Genomic DNA, 16519 nt, shown 5'->3' on the forward strand with positions numbered 1-16519 from the left:
TCACCGGGGTAACAATTATATGATTTTATTACCTCTGAACTGTAATTGCTCACAGGTGGCGCAGATTTTTGCAGGCTCTTCTTCGCTTTTACCTACCTATGCGGACAAAAGAGACCGTGAAAAGCTGAGGTACCTGTGAGTAATTACCTTTTTTTCTTTTTTTTTATTGATCGAATAAGAAGAGGTGATTCCACCCCCTGCAATTCAGTCCCCGGCAGAACACCACTCTCAAGGCTGCCCAGGGGGATAATGGAGTCCACAGCTCCTTTTCCCGGCATTTTCTCTACTGCCAGGCGCACTGTAGACGGGATAATAGACACAATCTCAACAGGGTATTCAACGTCAGGTCTTGGAATGACTTCCACCTTCAAATTTTCCGTATCCTGCTGCTGAATTGCCGTCACCATGAACAGTTTTCGCAAATTCACCTTTTTTTTCAGCAACAGCCTGGGAATGTTCGCTGTAACCTTGACAACTTCCGGTACAACTTTTTTTGCCTTTCCATTGGCAAGGACATGCACCTTCATCCCCGTTACAGTCTTCGTAACAGTTTCCAGCCCTATTTTTATATCTGCAGTGACGGATGTTTCACCAATCAGATCAACAATTGTGGGATCCAGTTCCAGGGGTATCTGCATCTGGGTAGAGTGTTTCAGACCGTCAAGATTTATGGCGTTGGTATACAGTTCGTCAATTCGGGAAAGAACCGTCTGGGGACCGGTGATTGAAATAACGTCAGGCTCAGTATGTAATCCCTTGAGCACATAGCCCGAAGCGGGCCGTCCCACTGTCTTCGCGGTAACAGGAAATCGCTTCTGAATCAGTTTGTCTAAAGAAAGAATAATTGAAGACGGCTGTACTCTCTGAACTGTTATTCCACGAGGAACAGGGATATGCTGGTTGCTGTTTTCAATGACCATTGTTCCCGGAGTGGCCGCCGACAGGTCTATCTGACGCGTGATCGCCTTATTGGTCATATCGAGAATAAGGGCACGAGGGCCACTCACCGTAACCTCGATCTCCTTTTTAAACTGATTGGAAATAACAAGATCCCTTGGCAGATTTATAATCTCTATGGGGATCATCACATTTTTATCCACCCGATTCTCTCCACCAACATAATACCAGAGTATTACTGCGAGACAGAGGGAAACAATTTTCAGGATCCATTCTTTGGAAACCAGTTTTGTCCACGTTTTTTTTGCTGATAGACTCTCCATCTTCATTTTCCCCCGAGCCAGCTTTTCCAGGGTTGAGAAGAACCGCTTTTTCCAACCAGAAAAATTGCCTGAAGACTTTTGTTGAGTCCTATTTCATCTTCTATGGTGGTCAAAGCCCCATGCCTGACTATGGATATTTCCTGTGTCTCCTCTGAAACCACAAGAACAACGGCATCAGTTTCTTCAGTAAGACCGATGGCGGCGCGATGCCGGGTTCCATAGCGTTTATTTATATAAGGGTTTTGAGTCAATGGAAGGATGCAGCCTGCATGCTGAATCCGCCCTGCGCTGATGAGAACCGCACCGTCATGGAGAGGTGATGCCGGCATAAAGATTGAAATAAGCAATTCTTTTGTCAGAACCGCATCCAGTTTGAAACCGGACTCGATAAAATCGCCCAGGCTTGTTTCCCTTTCAATTACAATAAGAGCTCCAATCCTTCTTTTGGCAAGATAAAAAAGTGTTCTGATTATCTCCTCCATCTGTTTATCGACAATTTCAATATGTTTCTGGAAAGGAGAACGGCCGACCTGGGTCAAGGCTCTGCGAATATCCTGCTGAAAAACTATGATCACAATGAGAAGAATTGAACTGAGGAAATTCTGCATCACCCAGAGAAGAGCAGACAGATCAAGAACGCTTGCGAGAAAATAGATGATGGTGAGAATACCGATTCCAACCACCATCTGTACAGAACGTGTGCCCCTGATGATGGAAATCAGCTGATGTATGATAAAAGCCACCACCAGAATATCAAGAATATCCTGCCAGCGGAAATAACGAAAAAATTCAAACATAAGGGATAAAAACGGCTGAAATTGAACCTAAATCCTGCACTTCAGAAAATGAAAAAATGTAAATATAACTTGACTTCAGTATATTATGATATATCGAGCAAATTTGGTTATTCACTTTTTAGGTGAATGTAAATTTTTTCATTTTCTTTGCCCTGCAGGATTGGCAATTTTACCGAATCTGCTTCGTTTTCAATGGCTTGAAGTATGCCTATACGTCAGCGCCATTGAACCTTGCATCTCCGGCAAACTTGCCAATTGCAGGATTTAGGTTGAAGTATATTTTAAATGTACGACTAATATTAAGGAATTAAAAGATTTTTCTTGTTTTTTTAATCTTTTTTTTTAAACCATACCATTTTTTTACAATTGGTCCCCAAACACAAACAGTAAGACACCTATGAATAGTTATTTCGTAACTGGTCACAGGGGTAGCAACTTTATGATTTTATAACTTCTGAGATAATGTCATTAACTTACAAGGACAAGATAGTTCAGAAAGGTCCAAATCTGGCTGGGTTTCATGGGTAATCCGAAAAATCAAAGCACATCAGAAACCAGTGACACAATTTCTCCAGCATTCGGGCTTTTCACAACCACCCTGTCAACACCCGCCTCAATGGCCTTCATTCTTGTTTCCTCCCTTTCATCCGCAGTAAAGAGCACCAGTTTGACATCATCTTTATCTTCCAGTTCTCTCACATTCCTACAGATTGAAAGGCCTGACATATCCGGTAACCTGTAATCAATAACCGCCACATCGGGTGACTCTTCAAGAATAAGATCATAACCGGCTTTACCGGTGGCAGCACACAATGTATTAAAGCCGGCCTTTTGAAAGAGACGTGTGTAAAGCCTTAAAATAACAGGATTGTCATCAATCAAAACAATTTTCTTCATTTGATTTTCTTTCGAGCCGGTTCTTTTTTCCCGAGATGTTTCTAGCACAAGCAACCTGTCTCCGGCTTTGACCAGATCATCATCGTCCGGCATAAGAATGTCCGTTTCGTTCCTGCGTATTCCTATGATTTTCCCTTCAAGCAACCGGGAGACCGCATGGATATATTTCCCCGTCAGATCAGAATCTTCCTGTATTTCCAGCCACTTTGGCTCACAACTTTTTGAAGATGAGCCAAGAAACAGATCATCCCCCAGATCCTCTTTGGCCAGAAGGCTTTCTGCCACTTTCTGTCCTGCAGCCGCAAAAGGGGAAATAACTGAATCCGCACCTGCCCGAAGTATCCTTGACTCAGAACTCGGCTGATCGATTCTGGCAATAATCCTCAGCACAGGATTCAACTCCCTGGCTGTCAGAACAGCAAAAAGATTATCAGGATCGGAATCCAGGACCGCAAGAAGTGCCGAAGCCGTCTTTATCCCTGCCTTCAACAGGACATCTTCCCTGGTTCCATCACCCAGGATATGAAAAAAACCCAGTTCAGAAATTTTTTTCAATGTTTCTTCTGAATTATCAATAATGACAAAATCAGCACCCTTTTCACTGAAATATTCAGCAGCAGCAGCCCCTACCCGGCCATGGCCGCAAATGATCACATGTCCCTTTAATTTGCTTATTCTTTTCTCCATAGATTTCTTCCATCTGTTCGGATTCGCTGACCGTTCGATAACCATTTCTGTAAAAGCACTTGCCGCAAACGCTATACTGCCGACACCGGAAAGAATCAGAAACACGGTGAAGATTCTGCCACTTTCCGAAAGGGGATTTATTTCACCGTAACCGACTGTTGAAATTGTTATGACAGTCATATAAAAAGCATCAATGAAGGTATACCCTTCGAGAAAATGATAGCCCGCAGTTCCTGTTACAAGAAAAAACAGAAGAAAACAGGCAGCCAGAAAAACGCGTTTATGTGGTCCCATTAAACAAAACCCTTGTCGAAATCCCGAACCCGATAAAACGTAATTACTCACAGGCACCCAGCTTTTCACGGTCTCATTTGTCCACGCAGGTAGGTAAAAGCGAAGAAGAGCCTGCAAAAATCTGCAGAACCTGTGAGCAATTACACAGTTCAGAGAAAAATGGCGGACAGTTGCAAAGCAGACAGGCAAATTATAGCATAACAAAAAAACAGTTTTAAGATAATCTACAATGTCATTATTTTTTCTGATTATGTATGAAACTCAGCCTGATAAAACAGGCGCATCCACAATTTGGCTGAGTTTCATGGGTAATCAGAATTTAATCAGCTCCTTTCAACCTTGCGCATTAATTTGAAAATGCATTTTTCCTTGGTCTGGTGTATAGAATTCGGGTACGTTGTCTTTTAAAGTACCTGGCCGTAAACGGCCGCTTTCTCCTGTACCTCGCTATGGAAGAAATAATTCTGTTTCCGGTAAGTCATATCAGAAATACCTCCAACACAAACTATGTCAGATCGATTTGGTAATATTCCCATACAGCCTCCGACTTCCACACCCAAAAAAACTTCTCCCCCCAAAAAAAGAGCGGCACGGAGAAAAAAAACAAAAAGGCACCCCGGATTCACCTTCAAACATGGACTCGGGTTACTGCTTCTACCGGTTTTATTGATAGTTTACTCACTGGCTGGTTTTTTTGGAGTTCCCTACTACATCAATGCACTATTACCCTCTACTGTTTTTGAAAAAACAGGGCTTTTTTTCAAAACGGGCCACACAACTTTTAATCCCTATACCTTTTCCTTTCAGTCGGAAAATATCTTTCTTAAACTGACAAAAAATGACAATCGTCACCTCCTCTTTATCAAATCTCTTTCCGGAAAACTTTCACCACTTCACCTGCTCCGGAACGATATCGTCTGCAACGATCTGACTATAATTGAGCCAGATGCGAATCTAATCAGAAATAAAGACAAATCATATAATTTTTCCCCTCTGTTTCAACCGGGCAGGCAGAAAAGTTATTCGGACATGATGAATTTCTCCGACCTTCCTTTTCATTTCTCCCTGAATAACATCCAGGTAACAGACGGAAGTATCACTTTTATTGACCAGCCCGCGGAAAAAACTCACTCCATCAAGAATATTCAACTGGCACTGCCGAGTTTTTCAAACCTCGCAATTCAGGCAGACAATTATATCAGACCCCATTTTTCAGCAACAGTGAACGGCAGTCCCGTTGATCTGTCTGGAGAGGCTGGAATAGGCAGTTCCGGTTCTACACGGACATCAACAGATCTGGTCTGTAACCTTACGGCAATTGATCTCCCTCTGTACCTCAGCTACCTGCCGTTTTCCCTGCCATTTTCCATTACGAAAGGCAAAGCCGACGGCAAAATCGGCCTCAAATTTGATCCCCAGGGAGAAAAAGGGCGAAAACTGGCTGTACGTTTTATTCTGAACATCAGTAAAGCGAACATCCTGGCGCACAATAACACTCTCGACCTGGCCATTCCCAGGGCCCGGCTTGAAGGCACACTCAATCCGGTCTCTCAAAATATCCATCTTGATACCGTCTCGTTGACAGAACCTGTTATTTCCTCATTCGGACGAGGTTTTGTAAAAAACATCAGCTCACTCCTCAACACAGACAGTAGTAAGAAAAACCCTGTCTCCAGAGAAAAGTCAGGATATACAGCAAAAATAAACTCGCTCACTATCAAAAACGGCACCCTGAAACAATTTACCGACTCCGAAAAAAATAAAATCATCAATGAATGGACAATGCTCCAACTGGAGGCACACCGTTTATCAACCAGGGAAAAAAACGAAAAAGGTGATAAAAAAGAAAAAGCAGGAACCTTCACCCTCACCGGAACCCGAAAAAAAAGTTCAGCCTCTTTTGCCTGGAAGGGTAAAATCATCCAGCCCACCTCCTTTCACGGAACTCTCACGGCCAATCACCTTGACCTGAATGATCTCGCGCATTTCCTTGAGATGCCACCTTTACAATCCATGACAGGTACTGCTGCCTTGAAGGGAGAACTGGCCCTGAACCTGACAGGAAGAGAAAAAAACAAGAAGAATAATAGTTTTTATCAGCTTAATGATGCTACTGTGACAATCCGGGATTTCCAGCTGTCCTCCTCCAGCAGGAAGAAAAAGAAAAACAGATCCACCGAACTATCCGCAGAAAGACTGATATTTGAAGGCTTTAACAGAAATAAAAAAATCATCAATTTTGGCAGGGTACGCTTTGAAAAAGGCATATTGATACTGAAAAAAGGTCAGCTTCCTGAAATTTTTTCCTTTTTTACTGAAGGGAAATACAAGATCCAAAGTCTCCAGTTCAAAGGCAGGAGTCGTTTTATCGCAGACAAAGCATCTCAAATTCTTTTTCCGGACTTCTCCATAAAAGCGACAGCCCTGAACAGAGCAAAAACTGTGAAAAACAATCTTTCGTTGTCAGCAAAAGGAAAAGACACCACCCGTTTCACAGGAACAGGGAGTATCAGGCTGACACCCTTCAGGGGAACAATGAAAACAGAATTTGCTCAGATCCCGGTAAAAGCTCTTTTCCCCTGGTTCTCGAAATCCCCCCTTCTCAGAGATATCAAAGGACTGGTGGGCGGAAAAGGAACATTTACTTTTCCCGGGACAGGTTTTACAGGTACATTACATGCTGGCAAGGGGTCCCTCACCCTTCAAAACAACCATACAGTTTCGTGGGCCGGAACTGTTCTCCATGGGCTGAACTATGCTGCCCGTCCATTTCACCTCGGTATTGCCCTTGTCGAACTGCAGTCTCCCTCTTTACCATGGACCATTACAAAGGATGATGATACAGCTCTTGAAAATTTCGCTGCGTTCCTCCAGAGCTATTTCCCCATGGCGGACAGGACACGTCGGGGCAAAAAAACTGTCACACTTTCTCCCGTGGACATACAGGAGATTGTCATTTTAAACGGTCAAATTGCATTGAATGATACACGGACCACCCCCCCCTGGAAAGCCGATATCTCGCAACTCAAAGGCCGGATCAGAAATATTCATTCCGGCATGGCTCCGGTTATCTCCCAACTGCAGTTTTCCGGAAAGCTGGACGATTCGCCTTTTACCGTTGAGGCCCAGAGCGATCTGTTTTCAGCGGAGAAAAACGGTAGTTTCAGCTTCAACCTCGATGATCTCCCTCTCGCCTCTTTCCACCATCAGATTTCTCCGGTTCTGGATATCAATACAGGTAAAGGAGATTTTGGACTGGAAATAAACAGTTACTGGGAAGACTCGCAACTGTCTTCATCCGGAAAGATTCATTTTTCCGAAATAGAACCGGTATCACCGGTTGCCGATTCAGCCATGACACTGGCACTTCTGGAAGGAACAGACAACAGTTTTTCCATGGATCTTTCCTTCTCCACTCCTCCGCCCGTCGCAGCCACATCCCTGTTTGACCGAATTCTTGTCCAGTTCCAGAAACATGTAGTCAAGAGCTCAGTTTCACCATTCCTTCTGGCCCGTGGAGACTTTACTGACCTTATTGACAACGAGATGATTGAATTTATCCCCGGAGAGTTCATGTTGTCTGACAAGGGCCGTAACAACCTCTCAAAATATGGTGCTCTTCTGATCAACCATCCCAATATCAGCCTTGTTTTGTCAGGAAATTACGATGAAAAAACAGACAGGGCAGCCATGAAAAAACAGATGGAGGAAATAGAGTTAAAACGGGTTGACAGTGAAAACAAAAAGAAATTCGCAGAGTGGAAAAAACAGAAAGAAGCTTATTATAGAGCACTTGAGTTGAAACAGAAAAAAATGGCCCTGGAAGGAAAAATCATGGAACAGGATATTCCACCAGAATTTCTCCATGAATTTGTTGCCGTCCAGCCGCAGACGATCCAGGTGAATCAGGCCATGCTGGAGGAACTGGCCCGAAAAAGAGCGAAAATTGTCCAAAAGCATCTGACAAGTCAGCTTCAATTGAAACCTGAAAGAATACAACTGCAAGAGGACAGACAGTTGGGAACCGCATGTGGTGTGTCGGTAACACTAAAGCCGTTTTTTCAAATGACACCCCGATGAAAAGATGGATATTATGGATTTCCTGACCAACTCGCAAAGTTTTAATACATTGCTTCAATGGCTGATTCCGCTTTCAATTTTCACTTTTCTTCTGAGTCTGGGACTTATTCCATGGATTGTTGGCAGACTTTCTGAAACCTGTTTCCTTCGGTTCTCTTCCACCTATGCCTCCCCGATACAGAGTGGATCAAAAACAAAGTCTTTCGCGACTCTGTTTTTCCTTTTTTTTCGTAATATTCTCGGTCTCATCCTTTTCCTAGCAGGTTTTGCCATGCTTTTTCTTCCAGGCCAGGGATTGTTGACAATGCTCATTGGCCTCCTGCTTCTTTCCTTTCCCGGTAAACAAAAACTAATCTGCTCACTTATCAGGAAACAGATGGTCCGGCAGAGCCTGAACTGGATCAGGATAAAAAGAGGAAAAAAACCTTTTCAGTGGCCTGACCGGTAAATTATTTTTTCTTCCCCATGAAACTCAGTCGGATTGTGGAGATGTATGCTTTATCAGACTGAATTTTATAACTATTTCGAAAAATTATTTATTTTTTTCAACAACAGCGGAAATTGGTGAAAACGGCTGATAGAGAGGATCTCCAACCAGCACCATCTGCCAGGACAGAAATGGCAGGGACACGAGGTATGTTTCTCCCAGACTCATATATCCTTCAGAGAGATAGTTAAAAAAAATTTCCGGCAGAGGAAAACCCTGAATATATGGCTCATTCACCGGCCCGATGGTTGCGGCACCACCCTTTTTCAATATATTTACACACCAGACAGAACTGTCAGGATTTCTCAAGGTTGTACACTCGGAACTTGCCAGATGATATCCTATGGCCCCCCTGTTCCATTCGAAACTGTCAACATACTTTGCCAGAGAATACCAGCCGCAATACAATGCCACATCAGGACAACTGTTGACCGGAAAAAGATGCGGAGTACTGTCCAGTATGACATTCATCCTTTTCCTGACAATCTTTGCAGCGCGATGCAGAGAGGCATCATAGAGAGCATATCCCCTCAGATCCTTTTTCTTCGGAAATTTCCATCGGGCATCAAAATAGGCTGTACCTCGCAATCCTGTTTGTTCAACAGCCAGTGTATCATTGATCATCCTGTAAACAGTCTGTTTATCAGGACCATCCAGTCTGCATACAAGAAGCACCTTATCTTTATCAATCGGTAAATGTAACCCTTGAAAACCGATAAAATAAGGATTTCTTATCCATCCGGAAAGCCTGTAATGACCTGCAAGAACCAATGATAGTTCTGAATCAACCGATGCTTTCTGTGAATCATTTGAAAGTTTCTTTATCTTCCCTCTCAGTTCTTTCAACACGGTTTCAGTGTTTTTTCCATATGTTTTATTCCTTCTTTCTTTCAATTCGTTTTTCAACTTTCTTATAGTCTCTAAAGAATCCCAGTCCGGAAGGGTTGGTGCCACCTTCAGAGGTACTCCATAGATCAGAACAACACATGCTATTCTCACTCCCGGTAAAAGCCTGTGGATGGCATCATTGACTGGTTTTTTGAGGTCTTTATCAAATTCGGACCTGGACATTTTTTCTTTTAAAGAAAGCCTGAGATTTAAAAGATGATTTGCGGGAATACCCCTTTTTTCCATATAATACCGACCAAGCTCGACACTTCCAGCCATCCGGGAATTTGTCACCACCAGAATCTCCTGCGGTTCCATTGAGAATGAGACCGTAACAAAAACACAGAAAAGACAGACTGCCAGTGCTCCCCCTGTTTGTAACTGAAAACCCGGCCACAGAAGATTGTTTTTTCGCAGTCGTTTTTTGCTCATTCTACTGGGCCTGCAGCCATACCGATTTATGAAATATTTTCTCCACATCTTATCACTCATTAAAATTGTTCAGAAAATAGAATTTTTTCGCAATTCTGGAAAAAACTGTTATTTTTTTTTCTCCTGGTATATACTGTGTCTTATCTGAAGCCTTGCTTGTCGAACTTTTCCCCTGCTGATACGGATTTTTGGAAAACCGGACACCTGACAATCCAAATGATTATCAATTGATACCATGCATACTCAAGATATTGCCCAGGACATCACCAGACTCATTCTCAACCAGAAAAACCTTCTTGAAACAATACCCGAGATGGTCCTGCTTGTGAAGGGAAGTGAATCCATTGAGTATATGAACCCCAGTGCAAAAGCATTTTTCGGGGATCTTTGCAAAAAAGGGCCCGAAAACAAACCACCACTGGACAGGGACTGCATGGCTCTACTTCAGATAGTTGCCGATGCCATTCGTGAAAACAGGATTGGTGACACGCTTGAAACAACACTCAATCAACTTCACCTGGAATACACCCTTGCTCCTTTTCAAGGATATCATGGCGATACACTTTACTGGTTTTTCATCCGGGATCAGACGGAAACCAAAGCTCAATTTGAAGAACTGGCTCTTTTTCATAACAGCATTGAAACAATTCTCTCTCACAAGATTAATGAATTAAAAGAAAGTGAGAGAATGCGAAAAAATCTTTCAAAAGAACTCAACACCCTTAAAGAACACCTCAAAGAACAACCTGAAGAAGGAAAAATGGTTGGCTCAAGCAGAGCCCTGAGCGAACTGCGAGACATGGTTTTCCAGGTGGCAAAATCAGACGCAACCATCCTGATTACCGGAGAATCCGGAACAGGCAAAGAACTTGTTGCCAATCTTATCCGGGAAAGCAGCAGCAGAAACGAAAAGCCCTTTTTAAAAATCAACTGTAATACCATTAATGATTCCCTCCTGGAAAGCGACCTTTTTGGACATGAAAAAGGTGCCTTTACCGGAGCAGACAGCAGACGAAAAGGTAAGTTTGAAGTTGTTGACGGCGGAACCATCTTTCTCGATGAAATTGGAGATATCAGTCCCAGAATGCAGGCAGCATTATTAAGAGTCCTCCAGGACGGAGAGATAATTCGGGTTGGCGGAAATTCACCAATTCAAATTGATGTTCGGGTCATCGCGGCAACCAACCGGGACCTTGCCACAATGGTACAGGATGGCAGTTTTCGCCTTGATCTGTTTTACAGGTTAAATATCATTAACATTTCAATCCCGCCACTCAGGGAAAGAAAAGATGATATCGTTGATCTTGTTACACATTTCATCCGCAAGTATCGTCAAGCTTTCAAGAAGGAAATCAACTTCTTACCCCAATCAATTCTAGACCGACTCATCCTCCATGACTGGCCGGGAAATGTCCGTGAACTCGAAAATGTAATTCAACGGGCGGTCCTTATGTCCAAGAATAACACTATTACAGAAAATGAACTGATCTTTGATATTCTCCCCGGTGAAGAGCTCAACCCGCCTCACAAAAATTATCTGCAGCAACTCGACGGTCGCCCTCTTAAAGCAATGGTAGCAGAGGTTGAAAAGGATTTTATAATCCATGCCCTGGAAAAAAATCACGGCAATGTCGCCAAAACCGTGAAACAGCTGGAAATAGGAAAAACTGCCTTCTATGACAAAATGAAACGGTACAATATTTCCCCAAAAAACCACAAGTAAATATTGGCACATTTATTGCAATAAAATTAACGAGATAAATTTCTCTTCAAGCAATTTTTTTGGAATAGACCATGTCAATGAAAGCCAAAAAACCGAATACATCATGCCCGTTCTGGTCTGTGAAATCTCTGAAATGCAGACTCTGCAATGACGGCCTGTTCATCCCACTGGACAACCATATTGAAATATACTGCACGACCGTAGATTATCCCCAGTGCCTTCAATATTCTCTTTATATGAATTCACCGGAAGGAAAACGGCAGTACAAGGAAGATCAATACAAAAATCGTCGCAGATACAGACGGGTAGACACGCGCCACAGTGTGACTCTTGTAAAACTTCTCCACTCGGGTGAAATAATCTCTCACCAGTCAACTTTCGCCGAAACACTGGATATAAGCACCGGCGGGATGCGAGTCACCATGAAAAGCCCACTTCTGAACAACACTGTAGTCCAGTTCTCCTTTGATGATTCCTTCCCGGAATCTCTGCAGACGGGAATCGGCAAAATCCAATGGTGCAACAAACAGATAGATGACAATGTATACCAGGCTGGTCTTGCCTTTCAGGGACCTCATACTATAGAGGCCATGGGGCTTTTCCTGGGAATCCACGACAAACAACTGTAATTGCAGGATTTATATTTTTCGCACAGCCCATACCAGTATTAATACGGGAATTCCCATAACTGCGGTAATAAGAAAAAACCTCTCATACCCAAATGCGGAAACCATTGTTCCCGAATAACCGCCGATAAGTTTTGGAAACAAGGTCATCACAGAACTGAAAATAGCATATTGAACCGCAGTAAATGACACACTTGTCAGGCTTGAAAGAAAAGCCACAAATGCAGTAGTTGCAATACCCGCACTCAAATTATCGGCCCCGATCACCAGGGCGAGCAATGTTGTATCTGCACCGCCTCCCGCAAGAATCATAAACAGCAGATTAGTGGCCGCGGAAAGAAATGCCCCCAGAAACAGAATCGCCCTGACACCGAAACGCACCGTCAGCATTCCCCCGAGAAAACCACCCAGAAGAGTCATGCCCAGGCCGAAAGATTTTGTGATTCCCGCTATGACATTTTTGCTGAACCCCATATCAAGATAGAAAACATTTGACACAACCCCGAGCACAATATCCGAAAGACGATAAAACCCAACCAGAAGCAGAATGAGCAATGCCGTTTTTCCGCTATACCGGACAAAAAAATCAGCTATTGGATCAACATAGGTTCTTCGCACCATTTTTGAGTCAACCATACCACTTTTCTCAAAAAATCCGGCCACCAGGAATGCAACCAGGACAGCGAGAATAAACCGTAACAACTCAACAAGAAAAGCTGCCACTCCCTTTTCTTGTATAAACAGCCCGGTAAAAAAAGTTTTCAGCTGACCAACAACAGGACCCGAATAAAAAAAAGTCAGGGCAAATGCCATCACAACAAAACTAAAGAGGACAAGAAACCGGAGGTAATCTGAAAGTGTATAGTCATATCGCACTTCATTCCCAAGCTCAGGTTCTTCAATGAAAAAAGTGGTGATAACACCGACCAGCATAAACGCGGCCATACACAGATAAGTTGTTCTCCATGCACCATAATTATATAATGCTCTTGTTGTACCAAGATAAGAAGCAAGAAACAGGGAGCCGGCCCCCGCAACGAGCATACCAACACGGTAACCGGCGATATACATGGAGGCCAGCATTGCCTGCAAGCTTTCCTCCGCACATTCAATCCGATAGGCATCAATGGCAATATCCTGGGTAGCAGAAGAAAAACCAAGCATTACTGCCGCCATTGCCATAAAACTTAGATTTTCAAGATTCCCGGCCGGATTTACACTACCCATCCAGGATATTGCAGATATTATCCCTATCTGAGCCAGGAAAAGCCAGGATCGTCGTCTGCCGAGCTTACGGGTCAACCATGGCACAGGTAAAAGATCGACCACAGGGGCCCAAACAAATTTAAAAGAGTAACCAAGAGCAGCCCAACTGAAAAAAGTCACTGCCGCTCTGCTCACGCCAGCTTCTCTCAGCCAGACTGACAGTGTGGAAAAAATCAGCAGAATTGGAAGACCCGCAGAAAATCCGAGGAAAATCATAGCCACGACTTTGGGATGACACCATATTTTCATCCCTGTTGCCGAAGGTAGATTTTCCCTCTTTTCTTTGCTCATTATTGTCTTTTCCTTTTAATAAGATTATGTTATTCGACAGGCTGCATCACCATTGGACGCTCAAGGATTCAGGAATGTATTGTGACATATTCAGTGAAATCAGTGATTCATTTTTAAGTGTCTGCATATTTTCTTTTTTTCTTTACCCTGCGTGCTTTATAGGTTCAAAACAAATCCACAAGACTGACACGGATTCGAAACACAGTCAACAATAAAGACAGAACGGTTTACTCCGGCTTCATTTATGGAAAATATTAAAATATACAATACCCTTTCTGGAAAAAAAGAGATTCTCACCCCCCTGGAACCTGGACATGTAAAACTCTATGTGTGTGGGATAACTTCCTATGATTACTGCCATATAGGCCATGCCCGTTCAGCTCTTGCCTTTGATATGATTGTCAGTTACCTGCGATACCGGGGCTACAGGGTGACCTATGTCAGAAATTTCACAGATATAGATGATAAAATTATCACCAGAGCCGCCGAACAGGGCTGCACAGCCTCAGATCTGGCCAACAGGTTTATTGATGAATTTTACAGAGATATGGATGCACTGGGGATAGGCAGACCTGATATCGAACCAAAGGCAACAGATCATATCAAAGAAATGATCGAGCTGATTGAAGAGCTTGTTGCCAAAAACATGGCCTATCAGTCGGGTAATGATGTCTACTATGTAGTCGAAAGTTTTCCTGAATACGGAAAGCTCTCCCGCAGGAACCTGAATGATATGCAGGCAGGAGCACGCATCAATGTCAACGACCGGAAACACCATCCCATGGACTTTGTCCTCTGGAAAGGTTCAAAACCAGGAGAACCCACCTGGGACAGTCCATGGGGACCGGGACGGCCCGGGTGGCACATTGAATGTTCTGCCATGAGTCGAAAATACCTGGGTGCAACATTTGATATCCACGGAGGCGGCAAAGATCTTATTTTCCCCCATCACGAAAACGAGATCGCCCAAAGTGAGGGTGCAAACAGTCAACCCTTTGTAACAACCTGGATTCATCACGGTTTTGTAACCATTCGGGATGAAAAAATGTCTAAATCCCTTGGTAATTTTCTGACTATCAGGGATATACTGGACAATTATCACCCCGAGGTTCTGCGCTTTTTTATTTTTTCAACCCATTACCGCAACCCGCTCGATTTTTCAGAAACAGCCATGCGAGATGCAACCAGCGGCCTGGAGAGATTATATAAATGTATTGCTGCAGTTGAAAACCTCAAGCCGACTGATAAGGTAAAACAACAGGACAGGACAGTTCTGTCGGAAAAAGACAAAGAAAAAATCCTCAGTCTTGAAAAACGTTTTCAAGAGGCAATGGATAATGATTTCAACACAGCCAGGGCCCAGGGCATCTTCTTTGAAACAGCAAAAATTCTGAACAGGGGGGTAAAACTCGTTGAAGAAAATCCTTCATCCACAGATACGGTTCTTCTTAAAAACTGTGCTGCAACTCTGAAAAAACTGGCAAACATCATGGGGATTCTCAGGGAGAATGCAACAGAATATCTCTCCGTCAAAAAGGCGATAAAAATCGCCGATCTGGATCTTGATGAAGAAGAAATAAACAGACTGATAGAGGAAAGAAACAGATGCCGTGCAGAGAAGAACTGGGCACGGAGTGATGAAATCCGCGATCAACTCCTCAGCAAGAATATTGTTTTAAAAGATGATGCCACCGGAACCAGCTGGTCAGTAAAATGACAGGCTGGAGTTATCATCAGTTGAGATTTCACCTTAATTGCACATAGTGGAAATTTTACCGCAGGCATATTATTGATACCCCGGGAATAATATTTCCTGGGCATCCCGGATATCGGGCACAGAAACCATTTATGGACAGGCATTAAGTTAGAAATCATTGGCTTTTACCAGGATAATTTCATGAGAAAACCAGCCGTCGCAGATCGTTTTTACCCCGGATCCCCTGAAGAGCTGAAAAAGACCATTTCAGACCTGCTGCTGAAAGCAGGGTCCGGAAGAAAAAAAAAGAAGGCTATTGCTGCGATTTCTCCCCACGCCGGCTATATCTACTCCGGAGAACTTGCAGCAGAAACTCTTGACAGTATTGTCATACCCGAAACTGTAGTAGTGATCGGGCCGAACCACCACGGAACAGGTGCCCCTGTATCTCTGTCCACCTGTCCATGGATGCTTCCCTTCGGCACAGTCCCTGTCAACGAGGAACTGGCTGAACATATTCTTCACTATTCCTCAAACATTACCCGTGATGAAAAGGCCCACAGGTTAGAACACTCCATTGAAGTTCAAATTCCTTTTCTGCAATACCGGCAGAGGAACCTGTCCCTGGTACCGCTTGTTGTATCACATATTTCATATCCGCTCTGCATTGAAATTGCAGAAGCTGTCGTAGATGGAATCAAAACCTGCAAAAATGAGGTCCTGCTGCTGGCCTCAACAGATATGAGTCATTATGTCCCACGCCATGTTGCAACTGAAAAAGATGCTCAGGCCCTCCGACATATTAAAAACCTCGATCCGGAAAAACTCTATTTTACTGTATTTGACCATAAAATTTCCATGTGTGGCGTTATTCCAGTAGCAATAACACTTATTGCCGCAAAAATGCTGGGTGCATCATCCTGTGAACTGATTGGCTATACTGACTCCGGATATGTTTCCGGTGACACAAAGCAGGTAGTAGGCTATGCAGGGTTGACTGTCCACTGAATTTCTGTCACATTTTCAAGGTGAGCTGAAGCTTACAATATGTGGGCAAGAGAGATCAGGAAAAGCTGAGATACCTGTGAATAATTACGATTTTTTCTTGACACCAACGGATCAATCTTTTATAAAC

Annotated in this window: 11 protein-coding genes; 6 read left to right on the forward strand and 5 right to left on the reverse strand. The window is 43.4% G+C overall.

Features of this window, described 5'->3' with window-relative positions; genetic code table 11:
• Window positions 1-143: 143 nt before the first annotated feature.
• From ACXLDX_RS12975 to ACXLDX_RS12985, 3 genes are all read right to left on the reverse strand, one after another.
• Entirely contained in the window at window positions 144-1220 is a 1077-nt protein-coding gene (locus ACXLDX_RS12975) for a CdaR family protein (RefSeq protein ID WP_457577611.1), read from the reverse strand.
• Between the two features lie 2 nt (window positions 1221-1222).
• Window positions 1223-2017 (reverse strand): diadenylate cyclase CdaA, encoded by a 795-nt coding sequence (gene cdaA / locus ACXLDX_RS12980; protein ID WP_457577612.1) that lies wholly within the window; start codon window positions 2015-2017, stop codon window positions 1223-1225.
• Window positions 2018-2554: 537 nt separating this feature from the next.
• Window positions 2555-3895, reverse strand: coding sequence for an NAD-binding protein (locus ACXLDX_RS12985; RefSeq protein ID WP_457577613.1), 1341 nt, complete (start codon window positions 3893-3895; stop codon window positions 2555-2557).
• Between the two features lie 507 nt (window positions 3896-4402).
• Between ACXLDX_RS12985 and ACXLDX_RS12990 the strand changes: the two genes are divergently transcribed.
• Together ACXLDX_RS12990 and ACXLDX_RS12995 are read left to right on the forward strand one after the other, a co-directional pair.
• On the forward strand, window positions 4403-7975 hold the full coding sequence (locus ACXLDX_RS12990) for a DUF748 domain-containing protein (protein ID WP_457577614.1): 3573 nt from the start codon (window positions 4403-4405) through the stop codon (window positions 7973-7975).
• Between the two features lie 4 nt (window positions 7976-7979).
• Window positions 7980-8423 carry a PGPGW domain-containing protein gene (locus ACXLDX_RS12995; protein ID WP_457577615.1) on the forward strand — a complete coding sequence of 148 codons (444 nt, stop codon included), beginning with the start codon at window positions 7980-7982 and terminating at the stop codon, window positions 8421-8423.
• An 84-nt stretch (window positions 8424-8507) separates the two neighbouring features.
• On the opposite strand, the gene ACXLDX_RS13000 is transcribed toward ACXLDX_RS12995, so the two are convergent.
• Window positions 8508-9782, reverse strand: coding sequence for a TIGR03790 family protein (locus ACXLDX_RS13000; protein WP_457577616.1), 1275 nt, complete (start codon window positions 9780-9782; stop codon window positions 8508-8510).
• Between the two features lie 235 nt (window positions 9783-10017).
• On the opposite strand from ACXLDX_RS13000, the gene ACXLDX_RS13005 reads away from it, so the two are divergent.
• Entirely contained in the window at window positions 10018-11505 is a 1488-nt protein-coding gene (locus tag ACXLDX_RS13005) for a sigma-54 interaction domain-containing protein (RefSeq protein WP_457577617.1), read from the forward strand.
• A gap of 71 nt (window positions 11506-11576) precedes the next feature.
• Window positions 11577-12134 (forward strand): PilZ domain-containing protein, encoded by a 558-nt coding sequence (locus ACXLDX_RS13010; protein WP_457577618.1) that lies wholly within the window; start codon window positions 11577-11579, stop codon window positions 12132-12134.
• A 9-nt stretch (window positions 12135-12143) separates the two neighbouring features.
• Here the strand turns inward: ACXLDX_RS13010 and ACXLDX_RS13015 are convergent, their stop codons facing one another.
• Complete coding sequence (locus tag ACXLDX_RS13015) at window positions 12144-13688, reverse strand: AmpG family muropeptide MFS transporter (protein WP_457577619.1); 1545 nt, start codon at window positions 13686-13688, stop codon at window positions 12144-12146.
• Between the two features lie 244 nt (window positions 13689-13932).
• On the opposite strand from ACXLDX_RS13015, the gene cysS reads away from it, so the two are divergent.
• Together cysS and amrB are read left to right on the forward strand one after the other, a co-directional pair.
• Window positions 13933-15405, forward strand: coding sequence for a cysteine--tRNA ligase (gene cysS / locus ACXLDX_RS13020; RefSeq protein WP_457577620.1), 1473 nt, complete (start codon window positions 13933-13935; stop codon window positions 15403-15405).
• Window positions 15406-15585: 180 nt separating this feature from the next.
• A complete protein-coding gene (gene amrB, locus ACXLDX_RS13025; protein WP_457577621.1) occupies window positions 15586-16392 on the forward strand; it encodes an AmmeMemoRadiSam system protein B in 807 nt (268 codons plus the stop codon).
• The last annotated feature ends 127 nt before the right edge of the window (window positions 16393-16519 follow it).

The sequence above is a fragment of the Desulfomarina sp. genome (assembly GCF_054039375.1).